Raw genomic sequence first — 19,609 nt, 5'->3', positions numbered from 1 at the left:
TCATTAGTTCCAGTTGGGGAAGTATACGCTGTTATTATACTTCTCCCCTCTTGTATTGTCTAATTGTAATTGCGGAATGGGACGAAGTGTATGTCTGTCCTGGATATTGGGAGTAGCTTCTGCGTTGTGTTTTTTTACGCGTTCTATGAGCGTGCCGGTGCGGACCAGGTCCCACCAGCGGGTGTTCTCACCCAGGAGTTCCCGTGTGCGTTCTTCCAGCAGGAAATCAATGGTAGCATCTGCAGCGGTGATTTCCATTAGTGCAGGATCACCGGAGGGATAAGCAGCTCTTCTCCTGATCGCATTGATATAATCCGCAGCTTCCTGAGGACGGCTGGTGCCGATGGCAGCTTCCGCAGCGAGCAAATAGGTTTCTGCCAGCCTCCATACGATCAATGGCCTGACCGACTGATCGTTGAGATCGGCGCGCTTGTTATCGAAATATTTCTTCACAGTTGGCGCCAGGGTATTGTCCCAGTTCTTGTTGCCATACAACAAATAAGGCGCAGCATTGCGTTGTGCTGACGTTACAGGCACGCCTGGCATATAGATGGATGTATCCCCTTTCTTTTTGATCCTTCTGCCACCGGGCACTGCATCGGCCGGAGCGCCGGGAGGTAACGGGTTGGGCCATGCGAATTTATCGTAATCACCGGCATTGTTGGAGTTGGCATACCAGACGGTCTGGAATGTTTTGCCATAACGTGTATCGTTCACTCTTTCCTTGAAAACAGTATCGGTAACCCAGAAAGTGGGCACTACGCGGATATAAGGGCGGCCATAATCCATACTTCTCACCATGGTGCTGCGCTTATCGTACTGACCAATGAACATATGATTCATCACATTGTCGCCCACCGTACTGTTGTTCGGGCCATTGAAAGCATAGTTGCTGGTATGTTGTACGGCAAACAGCACTTCCGCATTGGCTTCATTGCCTTCCCTGAATATATCGCCGAAATCAGGCAGGAGGCTTATTCCCACCGTATTCCGTTCATCGATCAGCGATTTCAATGTCTGATATGCATCTTCCTTGTCAGATGCCTGGGCAGCAGGCGTGGAGGCCCGGAACAGGTACATCCTTCCCAGCAGGTGACGGGCAGCTGCGGCATTGGCCTTACCGGGAAGCACACCCGCAGATTTAGGGCCGGCGGGCAGAACGGCAATAGCGTCTTTCAGATCCTGGATGATCAGGGTCATTGCTTCTGCCAGCGTATTACGTTTGGCGGTAGTAACAGATGTGGTGATATAGGTAGTGCTCACAGTCACATCCCTCCAGAATTGCACCAATGCAGAATAGAACATGGCGCGAAGGAACTTTGCTTCAGCCACTGCCTTGTCCTGGTCGGCCTGTGGCATAGTGGCCTGCGGAGCATTTTCTATGATCCCGTTGCAGGCATTGATCCAACGGTAGCACTGCATCCATACCTGGTTGCCATTGCTCTGTCCGGGTGTGAAGTTGCTGGTATAACTATTGAGATCGGTATTTCCGTCAGTGCCCTTGATGAACTCGTCTGTGCCACCGGTTACGTATACAAAAAGGTCCTGGCTGCCCCACACATAACGGGTACCAGCATATGCAGCATCGAGCCCTTTCTTTACACCTTTTTCAGTTTTGAGGAATTCCGGAGTGAGGATCGCTTTGGGCTCTTCCTCCAGCATTTTATTACAGCCGCCACCCAGCAGGGAACCCAGCAGACAGCCGCAGATGATATATTTTTTCATACAATCAAACATTTTGGGTTGAATTAGAATGACAGGCTAAGACCAAATATCAGTTTCCAGTTGGGAGGTGTATCCACGTTCAATTGTCCACTTACAGACGGACTGTCTGCATCACCACCTGTTTCGGGATCAAGTCCTCCGAAAGGATGGTCAACAAATGGAGAGAAGAAGATGAATGGATTCTCCACGGTGGAGTAAAAACGAAGGTTCCTTACGCCCAGTTTTTTCAGCATATTGGGCGGAAGCGTGTAAGCGAGACTGATAGTTCTGATTTTCAGGAAAGACCCGTCGAAGATACCCATGAGACTGTTGTTCTGGGTATTTGTTCTGTCGGCATTAGGTTTGGGGAATTCGTTCTCATGATTATCAGGGGTCCAGAAACGTGTCTTTACGTTATTGTAAGTTCCCTGGTAAGTATTGGCAAAGCCGCCGCCTGTAAGGGTACTGCGGAAGGTGCTGCCCATTCTCGCAAAGGCTACAACGGTGAGATCGAAGCCGCCGTAACTGAAGCGGTTGGTCATACCACCTGTCCATTTAGGTTGGCTTGATCCGAGGATCACCCGGTCATTATCGTCCATTTTTCCATCGTCGTTGATATCACGGTAACGGATAGTGCCGATCACGGAACCTGAACCGGAGAGGGTTTGTTTATATTTTTGGGCCAGGGCAGTATCTTCTTTCGTGTTCTGCCAGATCCCATCTTTCACCTTGTCGTAGATCACGCCGATAGGTTTGCCTACGAACCAGTTGTTACTGATATCCTGCGTGGCGCCTTCGCTGAGTTTGGTGATCTTACCGCGGTTGATGGTGGCGTTGGCATCGATAGTCCATCCGAATTCGTTCCTTGATTTTGGAACGAGGATAGCTGCACTCACCTGCAACTCGATACCCTTGTTCTCTGTAGCGCCAACATTGGCGAGCGCCGTATTCAGGATCCCGGAAGTATGCGGCAGAGTCTGTGGCAGCAGGAGGTCCCTTGTCTGTTGTTTGTAAACGCCGAAAGTACCGGTGATGCGGTTATTGAGTAAACCGAAGTCGAGGCCCAGTTCAGTGGTGGCTGTATATTCCCAGCTCAGGTTGGCATTGGCTACATCGGTGAGATAAACACCTGTAGAGGTATATTCACCGAAGTTCATACGGAGGGCACTCAGGCGCGCCAGCGTCTGGTAAGGCGCAATGGATGCGTTGCCCACTTCTCCGTAAGATGCGCGCAAACGCAGGTTACTGATGGGTTTAACATTGAACCACTCTTCGTTATGGATATTCCAGCCAACAGCTCCGGATAGGAAGGTCTTGTATTTATTGCCCGGCGCCAGCCTGGAAGAACCATCGGTACGCACAGTTCCTGTGAGCATGTAACGGTCATCATAAGTGTAGTTCAATCGTCCCATGTAAGAAACCAGCGCCCATTTCTCCATGTTACCGGAGCCGGTGAGGTTGGAGCCATATACGGGATTGAAGTATTCCAGCGCATCGTCCAGGATATCGTTGTTGTCGAAGGTGGATGTCTGATTCTTTTGTTCCTGCACACTGAAGAGGCCTGTAAGACTTAGTTTGTGTTTATCGGCGAAAGTGCGGTCGTAGTTCAGCAAATGCTCCATGGTCCAGTTGCTCAACTGTGCATTCCTGTTGCGCGATGTTGAAGGGGCGCCACTATTGTTGGTGGTTTTGCTTGCATAGAAGTTGCCATAGTTCTCAGACCTCAGCTCCACCCCGCCATTCAAACGGTACTTCAATCCATTCACCCATTTACCGAGGTTCACATCCAGGTAGAGAACGTTGAAGGAACTATTCCTTTTTTTCCTTTCCTGCCTGGCTCCCGGAAGAAAATCCGCCAGCGGGTTCCATACCTGTGAAGCGCTGCCCGGCACGAAATCATTTCGGAGCTTGCCATCCGCGTCATAGGGAGATACCAATGGAGATGCGCGAAGCGCCTGACCCATCGGGTTGAAATTCTCACCATTGGTTGTTGCAAATGTATTGAGTGAGCTCAATCCGATCTTGAACATTTTGTTGAACTGATGATCGATGCTCATTTTGAGGGAGAAGCGCTCGAAAGCCTGTGTGGGATACACGCCTGTTTCTTTGTAGTACCCGCCAGACATGGCATACTGTGTGTTTTCAGATCCTCCGGAAACACCCAACTGGTGATCAGTGATGAAACCATTTTTGTATACCAGGTCCTGCCAGTCAGTGGATTTTCCGCTCTCGATATTTTCCAGTTCCTCGGCACTGAATTCTGAAGTCAGGATATTGGGATCGTCCGGTCCGGTATATTTCCTGTTGTTGCCGCTGATGAATCTTCCATTGTAGTAAGCCCATTTCTTGAATTCAAAGAATTCCTTTGCATCCATCATCTTGTATTTGCCGAGTGGCTTCACAGTGCCGCCATAACCGCTGTAAGTGATCACTGCTTTGCCGGCCTTACCACGTTTGGTGCTGACCAGGATCACGCCGTTGGCGCCACGGGAACCGTAAATGGCAGTGGCAGAGGCATCTTTCAGGATCTCCACCGAAGTAACATCATCCGGATTGAGATCATTGAAATTGCCGCTGAAGGGAATTCCATCCACTACAATGAGTGGATCGTTGCCCGCACGTACTGAACGCGAGCCACGGATGAGAATGGAAACGCCGGCGCCGGGTTTGCTGTTACCATTCACTTTCTGAATATCCACACCCGCCGCACGGCCCTGCATAGCCGAAGCCAGGTTGGGTGTGGGAATATCACGGATGGATTGTTCCGTTACAGATACCATGGAGCCCGTTACTTCGGATTTCCTCCTGGTTCCATATCCTACTACCACTACTTCATCGAGGTCCTTTTTGTTTTGCAATTGTATCTTCAGGTTCGTTTGACCATTACGGACAGTAACCTTCTGATCTGCATATCCTGTATAAGACAAACTGATAACGGTACCTGCGGGCACTTCCAGGGTGAAAGCTCCGTCTGTACCGGATTGTACGGATTTTCCCGCCCCCTGGACGGTAACACCCTGGAGCGGCTCCCCGCGTTCGTTGGTGACAAATCCTTTTACTGCCACCGTTGCGGCATCCTGTGCCGACAAAGGCTGCCACAACAGCATCGCCAATATCATACAGGAAAATGGAATAAGATTTTTAAAACTCATAGCTTGGCAAGTTTTTACTGGATCAATAGTTTTTAGGCAATCTCTTTCTGCATCATGCAGAGATGGGTTCCGCTAAGGCGGAGCATCATGTTGTTGATTAGTTTGATTTTTGCGCATACAGCAATCATTAATGGTGAATATATCGGGCAGGTTCAATTCCATTGAGACGGTTCTTTCCTACTTTGATATTGGAGCCATTGGATCTTTCTACGCGCACAAAGGCGGCAGCTTTACCTTGTACTTTATTGTTGCGGATCTGTGCACTACCTACCTGCTCCAGCCGGATCACGGCTTCAGCACCGGTAGTGGCGGGGATATTCCAGTTGGTGACGGTGATAGCTTCGCCGTCTTCACAAATGAAGGCAGGACGTACATCATTACTGTCAAGTGTAAACGAAACATTGTTCAGCTTCAACCCTTTCACATGACGGGCCCATATTCCATAGGCAGGCACCAGGGGGCCGAATGTTTTCACTTCCGGGTATTTGTCGATCGCTTCCGGAACCACCTGTCTTGCATGTTCGGCAGTGCCGCCACCGGCGAGGCGGATGGAAATATTTTCCAGGGTAACATTGGTGATATAATGTCCCGGCACACCGGTGATGAGTATACCCGATGGTGGTTTGAGCTGTGCATTGGCGGAAGCTTCCGCCTTCACATTTCGAATGACCACGTTTTCGAATATGCCTGTAGGTTGTTGTGTATCCTTCCCTTTCCTGAATACGCTGAGGCGCGATCCCAGGCGGAGGAGAATGGGCGTTTTCACATCCACCATAGTGATATCGCTGATCTCGATATTGCGGAGATGCGCTCCATCCACGGTCAGCAATTTGATGCCTCCATTATTGGTGTTGTAGATATAGCAATTGGAAATTTTGATATTCTCGAAAGGCGCCATGGATTCCGTGCCCATTTTGATAGCGCCATGACCGCTCTTAAGCCTCATGTTTGACACAACGATATCCCTGCAGGCCATGGTGCTGCTGGTGGTTTTGAAGCAAAGGGCATCATCGCCACTCTCAATATCACAATTGGCAATGGTCACATGCTGACAACCATCGATATCCATTCCATCGTTGTGTGCAACGCCATGGGAAATGATTTTCACTCCTTCAATGTGCAATCGATTACATTGAAAGTAATGAGAAGTCCAGGCTGCCGCGAACAATAATTTTACACCCTGCACTCTCACGTTGCTGCAACGCACCACGCGAAGCAGGAAAGGTCTCCTGCCCCAGCGCTCTCCCTCGGGTCGTTTATCTGTTGCGATCTGGATTTCTTTCAATTGCTTACCCTGACCATCGATAGCGCCTTCCCCTTCTATGCCGATATTCTGCTGGTCAACAGCTACCACCAATGCATAACCGACATCTACGCCCAATCCATCAGTGAAAGGATCCAGGTTTAGGTAATCGTTTACATTGGTACTGCCTACAATGAATGCGTTCTTTTGTAAAACCAGTGTCACATTGCTTTTCAGGGCAATGGTGCCTGTAAGGAATCTGCCTGCCGGCACTATCACCCTGCCACCGCCTTTGGCAGCGCAGGCATCGATAGCAGCCTGGATAAAAGGAGAATTGAGGGTAACGCCATCTGATTTGGCGCCATAATCGGTGATGTTAAGATCATGCTGACGGGCATGTAAGATCATACCCTGGAACAGTACAGCAAGCAATAAAAAAACGTGCTTCATGAGCGCAATCAATTTTTCCAGATGAAATGGAGCTGGTTCAGGATGTAACTAACACAATTATACGCGGCCCCGGTAGCAGGGAATTAACCACGTATTAAGCTTTATTAGCAGAAAAAAAAAGGGCTGCTCCCGGGAACGGGAACAGCCACTGGTTGAATGATTGCTGACTGCGAGAAACTTACCTTGACAGGTATGCTAACACGTTAGCTATTATTTCTTACCTGCCGGTTGCCAGTTGTCTGTTCTGAAAGGCGCAACGGGCAATCCATCTGTATTGTAGAGGTTAGTAATGATATAATCCCTGAATGCGTAACGAACTGCTACAGGCATCTTCACCCGATCGCAGAGGGTATACACGCCATCATTTGTGATCCATGCCCTGGCAGGATGGAACACCTGATCATCGCCTGCTATTTCAAAACCATTCAGCTCTTTTCCGAAACTTGTCAATCCATTGGAAGCATTGTCGAATGCAATGCGTACAGTATCGTTCACCAGCTTCATGGATTTGAAAGATGGATTTTGATAACTGATCCCTTCCACGCCATAGGTCTTACCCAACGCCAGGTACGCGAGCCTGCGGCTTACCACAGTTTTGTTGGCAGGATGGATAGTGAGGGAATCGCCTGCATCCATACAAACAGCCATGCCTGAGTTGGGGATCTGTGCTCCCGCTTTCTCCTGTGCTTCACGCATATAAGGAGCTTCCACTGCATAGCTGGGATATTTGTAGGGAGCCAGTTGCACATAATAGAAGGCCCATTCTTTCCCCCATCCTTCACGCCAGCGCTGAACCATCGAAGGCATCATTCTTTCATAGAGCGCATATTCGGCTCTGTTAGTCTCCCCCTGGTACCAGAGCACGCCTTTGATGGCGAAACCGATCAAAGGATGGATCATCCCATTGTACAAAACCTCAGGATGGTTCTTATTGATCACCGTACGATGAGCAGGAAGCGGCGACTCAGGAAATTCTTTCAGGTTGCTTTCGCTCATCCAGCCCTGGATGGGCGTTCCGCCCCAGGTGGCCTGGATGATCCCAACGGGAACATCCAGCTGCTGCTGCAGGATCTTTGCAAAACCGTATCCCACTGCGCTGAAATCCCTCACACCTTTTGGCGACGATACTTCCCATTCAGCAGTAACATCTTTCACAGGCTCAAGTGCAGTAGTTCTTTCCACACGGAAGAGACGGATATTATTATTCTTTCCTTCCAGGATGGTTTCTTCCGCAGCCAGGATCGGTTGGTTCCTGAATCCCTTCACCGGCATCTCCATATTCGACTGACCGGAACAAAGCCATACTTCTCCGATCATTACATTCTTAAGCATTACCGGCTTACCATCACTGATAGTAATGCTGTAAGGTCCTCCGGCTTTGGGAGTGGACACCATCAGTTTCCAGTTTCCTTTTGCATCGGCCCGGCTTGTATATTTTTTCATATTCCAGCTGGTCTGAACAGCAATGGTGGCATTGGGCGCAGCACTGCCCCAGAGCGGTGTATTGGTCTGCTGCTGCAAAACCATATTGCTGGCTATGATGGCTGGTAATTTCAAAACAGGTTTAGGCAGTGCAAACATTTTATTGTGCATATGTTTGCTGCGGAGCAATGCTTCCATATAATAATAATCAGCATAACTCAATGGCACATCTATTTCACTGTTGCCGGGTTTGGAACCTGTGCTGTGCAACAACAGGAATCCTTTATTCTCACCTATTGGTGAACGATAGGATTTAGTCAGGCTCTCCACCATCGTATTGGCAGCTGCGGTATACACAGGAGCTTTTTTGCTGTATTGCGCCAGCTCATACAAACCGGATGCAATGCAGGCTGCAGCCGACGCGTCGCGTGGCTCATTGGGAATGCCGGGCGCATCGAAATCATAATACGGTACTTTATCTTTCGGCAGCCTCGGATGGTCCAGGATGAATTTAGCAACATGCTCAGCCTGCTCCAGGTATTTTTTATCTCTTGTAAATCGATAACACATGGTGTAGCCATATAAGGCCCATGCCTGTCCGCGGCTCCAGGCGGATTCATGACTATAGCCCTGGTGTGTCTGTTTCTTTTCCACTTTTCCTGTAAGTGAATCGTAAGCCACTACGTGATAAGAACTGTAATCAGGGCGAAAATGATTTTTCATGGTAGTATTGGCATGCGAAACGGCAATCCTGTAATAGGCTGAATCACCGCTCAGCTCAGTGGCCGCGAAAAGCAGCTCCAGATTCATCATATTATCGATGATCACGGGGAAATCCCATTTGTCTTTGCTATGGTCCCAGGAGCGGAGACAGCCTACCGTCGGGTTGAAGCGGCTGGCCAGTGTGCGCGCCGATTCCATGATCACTGCTTTGTATTTCGGATCGTTGGTAAGGCGGTAGCCTGTTCCAAATGAGCAATACACTTTGAAGCCCATATCGTGGGTAACTGCGTTCTGTTTTTCCTTTTCGATGAAAGCTGTATAAGCATGCGCTTTTTCTTTCCATTCAGGTTTACCTGTGTACTCATAGAGGAACCAGAGAACACCGGGGAAGAAACCACTGGTCCAGTCGCGGCTCGCTACCATTTTAAGCTGTCCGTTTTCCAGGGTCCTGGGAGAAACCAGCTCAGGTTTTATTTTCCTGGCGGCGGCAGCTTCTTTGAGCATTACTTCCGTTTGTTTTTCAGCATCAGACATCACATAAGGAAGATCGATCTGCTGTGCCTGCATTGTCAAGCTAAGGATACAGAATACAACCAGGCTACTAACTTGCTTCATGGTTCGGGATTTATTGTGTTACTTTTATCAGTTGTGCTTCCAGTAATTTCATCAACTCATTTCCTTCTGTCTGCTTCGGGCTGATCCTGAGCTGATGCCATCCGGGCTGAATGGTGACCGTTCCAATTTCGTCTGTTACCACCCCTTTCTTTTCACTTATCTCTTTTTCGAAAATGGATTTACCCAGCGTCAACAGGTAACTGCCTTTCCCTGCAATATACTTAACGAGAATTTTGTACGATGATTTTTCTGAAGTGGTAATATCCCAACTCAGGGCCTGATCTTTCTTCTTCCATCCTTCCACATAATATTTGTCTGTTTTTCCATCACCGAATTTGAATCCCTTGCCTTCCTGTTTGGCATCGAAGGCCAGGAGCCTTGATAACGCTATGTTTGGCGCAATATAAAATCCTTCATCGCCTTCTATTTTTCCATTTGTTTCCAGTACGATCACTGCATCTGTTTTGTCCGGTGCACTAACAGGCAGACTGATACGAAGCTGTTTATTTTTCTGCTGGAACGGTAAAGTTTTTTTTGATGCATCACTCAGCAGGTATGCTTTGCTCACCTGGCCTTTGAAACCGCCGAGGTACAACATTTTATCAGCAGGCCAGTTGAACACATGCAAATAAAGCTTTTGCTGTTTTTGTGTGATCACTCCCCAGTTCTGCAATGGCAAAGCAGATGCAGCAGTTCCGTAAATGGACTCGCTGTTTACCTTCATCCATTTTCCAATTCCCTCTAATATGTTTTGATCTTTTGTATCGAATGCGCCATCACCTTTTGGTCCGATATTCATGAGCAGGTTACCTCCACGGCTTGTAGCGCTGGCCAGCAATCTGATGAAATGCGCCACCGGTTTATGCGAGCTGTCGAATTGATGGTAACCGTAGGATTCATTGGTAGTGGGAATGGCTTCCCAGTTGCCGGTAACAGGGAAGAATTCAGCCGGGCGATCGGCTGTGTTCCTATAATCTCCAAGCACTGCGCCTGCTGCACGCACCAGTCTGCCATTCACAACCACATTGGGATCTGTTTCGCGGATGGCTTTGAGGATGCGGATATTTTCAGAGAGCGGCAATTTATGCGGTGTATCGAACCAAAGAATATCAGGATGATATTTCGTCAGCAGTTCATTGATCTGCGGGATCGCTTTCTGATCTACGTATTGCTGCGCTTTCGGCAAGAGTTCGGGATGAACATCATACCAGTTGCTGCCGCCGTGCAGGAGTTTATCGCCACCGGGATTATTGTACTCCCAATCGTTTCCCGGCGCATCGGGATGCTCCCAATCGAAAGCATGCGAATAATAGAACCCGAATTTCAGTCCTGCTTTTTTGCAGGCTGCGGCCAGTTCAGCCATGGGATCACGTTTGAATGCTGATTGTTGTGTGATGGTGAAATCACCAATTTCAGAATCATACATAGCAAACCCATCGTGGTGCTTGGCGGTGATGATAAGGTATTTCATTCCTGCATCCTGCGCCTGTTTCACCCATTCGGCCGCATTGAACAATAGAGGATTGAAACGATGGGCCAGTTGAAGATAATCAGCACGACTGATCTTTTCCTTACGCATGAGGTGTTCGGCATAGCCGCTCACTTTGCGCCCTTCCCACTCTCCTGCCGGCAATGAATAAACGCCCCAGTGGATGAACATCCCGAAGCGCGCTTCCTGCCACCAGGCAATGCGTTGATCATGGGTCTTCATGCTTTTCGTCCACCAGCCTGCTTTGGCTTCTTCGATGGCTTTCTGATCACGGACCTTTGCACGATTGAACATTTCGGCATCTTCATCTCCGGCGGTTTGTGCAGAGATGGCGGTAGTGGCCATGATGGCAGCTATGGACAATAATTTCTTCATCAGTTCAACCAGATTATCGGGTTACGTACTGGCAGGTTACGGATCACTTCATCTACTGTGGGTGCATGATCCAGGCCGCGCCAGGTATTGAACCAGGCAGTCTGATGGAATGCCTGCGCACCAAACAGCAGTGCAGGCTGCGCAACCGGCCATTCATTCCAGTGCATCACATCCTGTTTGAAAGGCCATTTGCTTTTATCTGCAATGAAGGGATACATGTATTCAATCCCTTTTTTGATATTGCGGCCATCGGATGTTGTATAGTTCCAGAGATCATTCTTCTCTGTGCTGAGGATCTCGCAGGTCATTGTCATGGCATCGAGATTAAAAAGCGCATAACCATAAGGTTTGGTACGCTTCAGCTCCAGGGGGAAGCTGCCATCGTTTGCCATCTGGTTGGGGAGCAGTACTGTTTTATATCTTTCAGAACAGAAATTCAATAATGGCTGGTTATTGGTAAAACGCGCGAAGGCTGCTACCTGCATCACCCAGCAGGTGCCGTGGTTATTGGCTGCATTCATTTCATCTTTTCCATATTGATGCGTGGTCAGCCATTGCAGGTAGGCTTCAAACCATTTCCTGATCTGATTGATCAGTTCGCGGTCTTCGCCGGCAACGGTATCCATGCGCATCAGCGCCTGTACCACTTCCATCAGCTGGATGGTGTCTATGATGCCGATGCCCCTTCCAGTTGCGCGTCCTTTGATGGCCTGCGCAAAGAGCAGGTTGGGATTCATGCGCGTGGCAGGATCCACAAACCAGGCTTTGCAATGCAGCAATGCCTGTTGACGATAAGCTTCCTTTCCGGTAATGAGCCAGGCAGATGCGAGTGAGCCCACCAGCCTGCTGAGACGGATCATCGCATGACGGTGCGCGGTGAAATTATCGGGGTTGGTCATACCATCTTTCTGTACATATGGACTGTCAGGAAATTTTTCGTTCGGCCACCAGTAATCCCCTTCAGAAAAAAAATCATGCGGCCCGCCTGCACTGCGGGAAGAACGGGATGAAGTAACAGTCACAGGCTTTTCATCCAGTGCTTTGTCAGCCTCACGGATCACCTGTTCACGCAGTGTTTCGATAGCTTTTTCTTTGAGAGATACAGCATCGAAAGCATGCGTCATGAATTTAAAGCTTACCTCTCCAATGGTATTGGGTTTACTTTTTTCTGGGCCGGAGACGGAGCCTGACAATTCTCCCTTTCCATTTTTCTGAATGGAGATTGTTCTCCAGGAGTAAGCTCCTTTCTCATAATCGAAGGTTTCCCCATCATCATCATAGAGTTTGAAGCTGCCGGGTTTTGTACCATAATGCCTGACTTCGATATTCACCTTTTCTCCTTTGGCAGGCGTATGTAAGCGTGCAGGCATCATGGGGATGATACCACCATCTTTTACAAAGACCGGGATCTTATCCAAACCGGGAGAAACAGTGATCACCTGACCATCACCCACAAAATCTCCTGTGTAGAAATCATACCATTTACCGCGTGGCAGGATCACTTTGCGGGTGGTTTGCCCGGCAAAGAGCGGTGCTACCAGCAGGTATTCGCCTGCCATGTACTGGTCTTTACATTCCTTGGAAAGCGCTTCTGCGTAAGGGTTATGCTCGAGGTTATAGTCGATCTTCTCTTCTTTGATCTCCTGTGAAAATCCTTCTTCCAGGTTCATGGCGCGAAACACGGGCGTACCCTCGAAATGATATCGCGCAAATTCAGAGTACCAGTAAGGCATCATCTGCATGCGCAGCGTAGCGTAAGTTTTCACCTGTTCCGCCACTTCGGGATAAGACCAGGGCTTGGTGCCGCTGGCCCATGCATTGATCATGGCCATGGGCGAGAACACTACTGTCTGGAATCGGCGCAGCCATTCTTCACCGGTTTTGCTGGCGCGCACTTCAGGCGTCCAGAGTACGCCGGCAAATCCGCTGTTGATGAGGGCCGTGATAAAATCCTCGTGGTTGTAATAATCATTGTAGATAACATACGGGAAAGATGCGCCGCCGCCATTGGAAGCACGCACCAATCCGAATGTGCGTTCATTCTTTTTACGGTATAGATCGGTACTGTAGCGCTGCATCAGCAGGCCATAGGTCTGTCTTTGCTGTTCAGCCGAAATACCGGAAGGGAAAGTGGCAATATCAGGCCAGAGATAATGATCATAGCCATCCACTTCGTCTATTTTGTAACCACTAACACCAATGTCTACCTGATCTTTTTTGAGCTGATTGAAAAGGATGCTCCTGCCCTGTTGCGTATTAAGATCGGGCACAGCTCCTACCCAAACGGTATGAGAACCGGTATATGGACGAATGGATTCATAGATACCGGCCTCGGGGCTCACATATGGATTGAGCCAGAGGTTGACGCGGATATTCTGTTTGCCCATATCTGCCACAAACTGAGCAGGGCGCGGAAAGCGCGTACTGTCCCACTCGAAGGTACAGGGATAGGATTTACTCTGCCATCCCGGTTCCAGGCCGATAAAATCCAGGGGATATCCTTTCGCTTCAAATTCATCTGCTTCCTTCTTTACATCTTTTTCGTTGTAGAGTCTTTGCACGCGTTGCGTGAAACCCAGTCCCCATCTTGGAGGCAGACAACCACCTCCATTGAAGAGATTGAAACGGCGCACTGCATCGATGGATTTGGGGCCACCGAATATATATATTTCCACACCGGCAGCAGGCACCAGGATCTCCACTGCATCGGAATAGGGACGCGCCTGCCAGTTCTTATCCGTGTTCCTGTCGCGCGCTTCGGGAAAATGCTTACTGTCTTTTCGCACGCCTGAACCTGCATATACCGTGAGGTAGCGGGCGCTGTTGATGAACACGCCATATCCGTTGCCGGAAACGTAGAATGGTGTAGGCGCATGATTGCGGCCATTGTCCTTTCCTCCAAAATGATCAACATGCAATTGCAGGATCTTTCCCCGCTGGTGCACGGTCTGGAAATTCAATCCGAAACCAAAGAGTTGTTCCTGCTTTGCCAGCGGGAAACGGAGATAGGTCTTTCCATCACGTACAGTTGCGCTGATCTCTGAAAGCGGTAAGGGGAAATTTACCTTTTCCATTTTTCCGAGTGCTGTTTTGTTTGGTAAAGCACCGGAGGCAGTTATCAGGTTATAGGCTTCAGGCTTACCTATCACGGCTTTCCATACACCCGGCCCTACCTGCTGAAATACAGGCTGCTGGGCATGTACAGCCAGTGCCAGTAAGAACAGGGAAAGCGCCGCAATCATATTTTTCAACAAATGTTTCATACAACTTATTTAGGAAGGATCGTATAGGTTTTTCCTTTTACAGTATTGAAATCGATAACAAACTCCGTGGAAGCAGGCAGTGGTGTGATAGCTGATTTATTTACCACCTCATAAGGCGGAATACCGTAGGATACATTCAGCTTATTGGGATTATTGCCACTGGCTGATTTGGCGTGTACTTCAACTACTCTAACAGGGATGGATGTACGGATACGGCAATTACCGCCGGAGCCGGAATAAATGATCGCTTTTTCCAGTTTTTGATTTTTCCATTGCAGGCTCACAGTGAAATTGCCGCGGGCTTTGATGCCGCGTACAGATCCGGCAGGCCATGCAGCAGGCAGTGCCGGGAGGAGACTGATGCGGCCATCGTGGCTTTGCAGCAGCATTTCCGTGATACCGGCAGTAGCGCCGAAATTTCCGTCTATCTGGAAAGGAGGATGCGCATCGAAGAGATTCGGATAAGTGCCGCCCCCACCCATGGTCTCACGGATCTCACGGGGATTGATATACGTAAAAGCATCGCTCAGGATCTTGTATGCATGTTCCCCATCCTGCAACCTGGCCCACCAGTTCACTTTCCAGGCCATGGACCATCCGGTGCTTACATCCCCCCGGTGGATCAGCGATTGTTTGGCCGCCGCCGCCAGCTCTGGCGTTTGCAAAGGAGTGATCTGGCTGCCGGGATATAATCCGAACAAATGGGATAAGTGACGATGCTTATCAGTTGGCTGATCCCAGTCTTTGAACCATTCCTGTAACTGGCCGTACTGGCCAATATGGTAAGGATATAATTGCGCTTTCGCTTTTTCCAGTTCTGCTTTGAAGGCTGCATCAGTCTTCAGCAGATCGGCTGCGTTGATCAATGCAGTGAAGAGCTCCCGGAGCAGGCTCATGTCCATGGTAGTGGCCATACTCACCTGGTATTCTTTTCCATCTTTCTTCAATGTATTCTCCGGTGATGTGCTGGGATTGGTGATAAGATAATTACTCGCAGGGTCTTTGATCAGCCAGTGCAACTGGAATTGCGCCGCGCCTTTCATTAACGGGTATGCCTGTTCGCGGAGGAATTTCAGGTCGCCGGTGAAGAGATAATGTTCCCAGCAATGCGTGGCAAACCATACACCGGCCATGGGCCAGCAGCTCCAGCGCGGCATGCCTTTCTCGTCCCACTCATAACCACCGGGCGGTGATGTTTTGGCCCAGAGATCGGTATTGTGGTGAACCACCCATCCTTCATCGATATTGTAATTCACTTTGGCAGTAACGGCACCGTTCACGGCCAGCTCTTTCATGAAATCGAATAATGGCTGGTGACATTCAGAGAGATTGGTATTCTCCGCCAGCCAGTAATTCATTTCCGTATTGATATTGGTGGTATAGTTACTACCCCATGGCGGTTGTACATGATCGTTCCAGATGCCCTGCAGGTTGGTGGGCCTGGAACCCGTACGCGATGCAGCGATCATCAGGTAACGACCGAACTGATAGTAGAGGCTCACCAGCGGATTATCGCCACCACGCTTGCTGAATGTTTTCAAACGCAGATCGGTAGGCAGTTTCAGAGATTCGGCATCAACACCTAAATTCAATTTTACACGATTGAACAGTGATTGATAATCGGCTATATGCGCTTTCTTCAACACATCATATGAGATGGAAGAAACCTTTCCCATCTTGCTCATTGCCTCAATAGAAGGGTTCTTTCCCTGAAATGCAGCAGAGCGGTTGAGTCCATTGAAGCTGGTGGCTTCCGTGAGATAAATGGTAACGCTGCTGGCATTGCTCACTGTCAGTTGATCGCCTGTTGCACTAAGCTTACCACCTTCATTCACCAGTTTCACCTGGATCTCGAAAGTCATGCCCTCTCCTTTCTCATCATCATATTCAACCTGTTTAGGTTCAGATGGCCGGTTGGCCACAAACTTCGGCGCCTTCCCTTTCAGCACCAGCAAATTGTTTGCTTCAGCTTTGGTAGTGAAGCGAAGTTTGCTGCTGAGATCAACCCTGAAGTTCAATGCATTTTTCTTGTTCGCTGTCAGTCTAACCACCATTGCCTTTGCGGGGAAGCTGGTGAAAGTTTCGCGTGTATATTCCACGCCATCTTTTGTGTAACGGACGGTAGAGATGGCATTGTTGAGATCAAGCTCACGATGATATTTTTCAGTGACCGAATCCTTGTGATCGAATGTAAGCCAGAGATCTCCGAGCGGCAGGTAGCGGGCGGAATAAGGTCCCTGCATTTTCTTCCAGAGTTTGGCGGCCAGTTCATAGTCTCCTGTGAACACGGCTTCGCGAACCTGTGGCAAAACTGTTGGGCCGTTTGGATTATTGCCGGGCTCGGGAAATCCGCTCCAGAGCGTGTTATCATTGAGCTGAAATCTTTCTTTCTGAACACTGCCGAAAACCATGGCGCCTGTTTTTCCATTACCGAGTGGCAAAGCTTCTTCCCAGATGGTGGCAGGTGTATTGTACCAGAGTTTCAGGGCAGGATCATACTGCGCAGATGCAAGCCAAGACTGAAGAAAGATGAGCGAAAAGATGATAATGCGTTTCATTGGCAAATGAGTATTGATCTTGGCGTGCCCAGTCGCTCGCCTCCGGCGAAGACCGCATCGCCGGAGGCGACTGAATAAAAGTCACTCGCCGGTAGGCGAGCGACTGTAGACACCCCGCGTAAATTTATAATTCGATAAATGCCGAAGGCACAGTTGGAACTGTAGCACTGAGCACTGATTTTCCTTTGTTGGTATTCACCCGGATGATGGCACGGCCATTGTACATTTGTACATAATTCGATCCTGAGCTGGTGCCCTGGTTATCGATCAGCTGTCCATCCCCGGCGAGTTTGAAACGGATCCAGTTGGCGGCATCCAGGCATTGAACGCCATTGGCGTCCTGCAATGTTGCCTGAATGGTAATGATGCCATTGGACTCTTCCAGCTTTTCCAGTTTTACCTGCGCCGGCTTGTTCCACTTTTCTGTTTGATATTGGAAAGAAATGGAATCGTACAATATCGTTTTCCCTTTTTTCGCTACAACTTTCACTGTGTTGATGCCTTTATTGAAAGTGGTATTCCATCTCAATCCTGCAGCAGGAAAATCCTGGTTGTTCCTTTTTTTCACACCCAGGCTCTTACCGTTGAGCCAGGCTTCTGCTTCATCGCAATTTGAATATACCTTGATCATTTTTTCTTCTCCTTCATCGCCCCATCTCACCGGCCAGTTATGACCGTAGATATGGACCATTGGATTTGAAGCCCAGTAAGACTGGAAGACGTAGTAAGATTCTTTCTTCGTGAAATCGCGCTCCACTACTCCTTTCTGGTTCATGTAGGGAACAGGATTATCAGGACGAACGGGCGTGGAGAAATCCTTGAAAGGCCATTGCGCGGTTCCGGTGAGCCAGGGCATGGTCTCCTGTTCTTTCAGGTGCCAGTCGATCAGATTGCAGATATAGGACTCGCTCCAGTCGCCATCCTTGCTTACGCGCGCTGCGCCACCGTAGAGCGATGCATCGCCAGCGCGTTCATCTGCGCCGCCACCGGCTTTTACTTTGATCAATGCGTTATCCGGACTTTCGGAATGTCTTCCGGCATGTGAATCACCTCCCCACTCCACATGCAGGAAATGCTTCACACGTTTCATTTCCATTTCGGATACGCTTTTGTATTCCGTATAAATGCCGCGGTACCATCCTGCCCAGATGGAAGGAGAATAAACATCCACGATATCTTTACAGAAATCGCAGCGGCGGATGGCCGTTTTCCGGGAAGGATCTAATCTATGACTGAGATCATTCAGTTCCTTCATGAAGGCGCGGATAGAATCTTTATTGAACTCCGGGAAATCGCCGGGCCAGTCGTTCTCATTGCCCAGCCCCAGATGATCACAGAAGGATGATTGTAATGCTGTGCTATCATATTCTTCAACATCCTTCTCGCCTGTTCTTTGTATACTTCACCACCGAGACCGCCGCGGCACCAGGGAATTTCTTCCCATACAACAATACCGAGACTATCGCAGAGTTGCAGGATGATGCGGCTCTGCTGGTAATGGCCAAGCCTGATGAAATTGACGCCCATCTCTTTCATCATGATCATTTCCTTGCGCATAATCTCTTCCGTCATGGCCGCTCCCACACCGGCATGGTCTTCATGGCGATGGGTACCACGCAGCAGTAATCTTTTTCCATTGAGCAGGAAGGGGCCCTGCTCCACAAATTCGAAATTCCGGAAACCAGTCTTTACAGTTTCCTTTATTTCTGCAGAAGCCGTTTGAAGGATGACTTCCACAGTGTACAGTTCCGGGTTATCGGTTGACCATAAACGTGGTTTCTTAAATTCAAAAACCATCTCTTTTGGGCCGCCCAGTCCGGCATCGCGATCCGATGCAGAGGTTTCAACGGCAGTTTTAAGACTGACTGCCTTACCCGATGGGTCCATCAGGCGGATCAGAATTTTACTATTCCCCGTAGATTTCGTTGGTTCATACAAGTTAGTGTTGATGGTCAATTTTCCCATCTTCCCTTCCTTATCCACTTCTGCCTTTACATGCACTTTATCAAAAGACACAGCCGGCAAATATACCAGGTTCAAATACCTGTAGATCCCTCCATAAATATTGAAATCAGACAAGCTGCTCGGGATCATTTCCAGATCGCGGGAATTATCTGTTCTGATACTCACCGGGATCTTTCCGCTGAATTGTTTCTGGTAAGCAGGATTTTTTCTGAATGCTTCCACAGCATCGGTGATGTCCACTTTGAATTCATCATATCCTCCTACATGTGTTTTCACCAGCTGATCATATACATATACAGAAGTTTTCTGACCAGAGCCTTCAAAATGAAGGATCGTTCTTCCTTTCGGGTATGGATTAGCGATAGTCAATTGTGTTCGGTACCAGGCGGGTCCCTGGTAATAGTTCTGATCCGGGTCTACGCCATCAGAGGCATTCACGCAATGCGGCAATGTTACGGATGTCCAAAGGGGAACGCTTTCAGGATTGCCTTTACCAACGGGGCGGATGGCTTCCCAGATACCGCCGAGGTCCTGTTTCAGGAATTCCCAGTTATGGTTCAGTCTTACCGACTGTTGCGCTTTCACTTTCGTGCTGCCGGTCAGCATGGCCATCACTAAAAAAACAACCAGGGTCCTTTTCATTATTGATA

At 48.9% G+C, this 19,609-nt stretch carries 9 protein-coding genes; all 9 read right to left on the bottom strand.

The features are described 5' to 3' along the window. Positions 1–3 precede the first annotated feature (3 nt). A complete protein-coding gene (locus tag FSB84_RS17680; RefSeq protein ID WP_130539245.1) occupies positions 4–1,725 on the bottom strand; it encodes a RagB/SusD family nutrient uptake outer membrane protein in 1,722 nt (573 codons plus the stop codon). 23 nt (positions 1,726–1,748) lie between these two features. Beyond that, positions 1,749–4,856 (bottom strand): SusC/RagA family TonB-linked outer membrane protein, encoded by a 3,108-nt coding sequence (locus FSB84_RS17675; RefSeq protein WP_130539244.1) that lies wholly within the window; start codon positions 4,854–4,856, stop codon positions 1,749–1,751. Positions 4,857–4,983: 127 nt separating this feature from the next. Continuing rightward, on the bottom strand, positions 4,984–6,549 hold the full coding sequence (locus FSB84_RS17670; RefSeq protein ID WP_130539243.1) for a glycoside hydrolase family 28 protein: 1,566 nt from the start codon (positions 6,547–6,549) through the stop codon (positions 4,984–4,986). Between the two features lie 210 nt (positions 6,550–6,759). Continuing rightward, entirely contained in the window at positions 6,760–9,309 is a 2,550-nt protein-coding gene (locus FSB84_RS30675; protein ID WP_158643982.1) for a sialate O-acetylesterase, read from the bottom strand. Between the two features lie 10 nt (positions 9,310–9,319). After that, positions 9,320–11,173, bottom strand: coding sequence for an alpha-L-fucosidase (locus tag FSB84_RS17660; protein WP_130539242.1), 1,854 nt, complete (start codon positions 11,171–11,173; stop codon positions 9,320–9,322). Next, positions 11,173–14,436, bottom strand: coding sequence for an alginate lyase family protein (locus FSB84_RS17655; RefSeq protein ID WP_225979811.1), 3,264 nt, complete (start codon positions 14,434–14,436; stop codon positions 11,173–11,175). The genes FSB84_RS17660 and FSB84_RS17655 overlap by 1 nt, the downstream gene beginning before the upstream one ends. 5 nt (positions 14,437–14,441) lie before the next feature. Next, a complete protein-coding gene (locus FSB84_RS17650) occupies positions 14,442–16,994 on the bottom strand; it encodes a glycoside hydrolase family 95 protein (RefSeq protein ID WP_130539241.1) in 2,553 nt (850 codons plus the stop codon). A gap of 124 nt (positions 16,995–17,118) precedes the next feature. Further along, complete coding sequence (locus tag FSB84_RS31125; protein ID WP_225979810.1) at positions 17,119–18,249, bottom strand: DUF4982 domain-containing protein; 1,131 nt, start codon at positions 18,247–18,249, stop codon at positions 17,119–17,121. Beyond that, positions 18,246–19,601: a glycoside hydrolase family 2 protein gene (locus FSB84_RS31120; protein WP_225979809.1), complete on the bottom strand. Its 1,356-nt coding sequence runs from the start codon at positions 19,599–19,601 to the stop codon at positions 18,246–18,248. The genes FSB84_RS31125 and FSB84_RS31120 overlap by 4 nt, the downstream gene beginning before the upstream one ends. Positions 19,602–19,609: the final 8 nt, after the last annotated feature.

This window comes from Pseudobacter ginsenosidimutans (assembly GCF_007970185.1).
Classification (GTDB): domain Bacteria; phylum Bacteroidota; class Bacteroidia; order Chitinophagales; family Chitinophagaceae; genus Pseudobacter; species Pseudobacter ginsenosidimutans.
The sequence above is the reverse complement of the archived record's forward strand: the minus strand, read 5'-3'. Positions and strand labels throughout refer to the sequence as shown.

Coding starts and splice junctions, on each gene's coding strand:
- FSB84_RS17680 (WP_130539245.1), bottom strand. CDS start 1,725: ATGAAAAAATATATCATCTGCGGCTGTCTGCTGGGTTCCCTGCTGGGT.
- FSB84_RS17675 (WP_130539244.1), bottom strand. CDS start 4,856: ATGAGTTTTAAAAATCTTATTCCATTTTCCTGTATGATATTGGCGATG.
- FSB84_RS17670 (WP_130539243.1), bottom strand. CDS start 6,549: ATGAAGCACGTTTTTTTATTGCTTGCTGTACTGTTCCAGGGTATGATC.
- FSB84_RS30675 (WP_158643982.1), bottom strand. CDS start 9,309: ATGAAGCAAGTTAGTAGCCTGGTTGTATTCTGTATCCTTAGCTTGACA.
- FSB84_RS17660 (WP_130539242.1), bottom strand. CDS start 11,173: ATGAAGAAATTATTGTCCATAGCTGCCATCATGGCCACTACCGCCATC.
- FSB84_RS17655 (WP_225979811.1), bottom strand. CDS start 14,436: ATGAAACATTTGTTGAAAAATATGATTGCGGCGCTTTCCCTGTTCTTA.
- FSB84_RS17650 (WP_130539241.1), bottom strand. CDS start 16,994: ATGAAACGCATTATCATCTTTTCGCTCATCTTTCTTCAGTCTTGGCTT.
- FSB84_RS31125 (WP_225979810.1), bottom strand. CDS start 18,249: ATGAAGGAACTGAATGATCTCAGTCATAGATTAGATCCTTCCCGGAAA.
- FSB84_RS31120 (WP_225979809.1), bottom strand. CDS start 19,601: ATGAAAAGGACCCTGGTTGTTTTTTTAGTGATGGCCATGCTGACCGGC.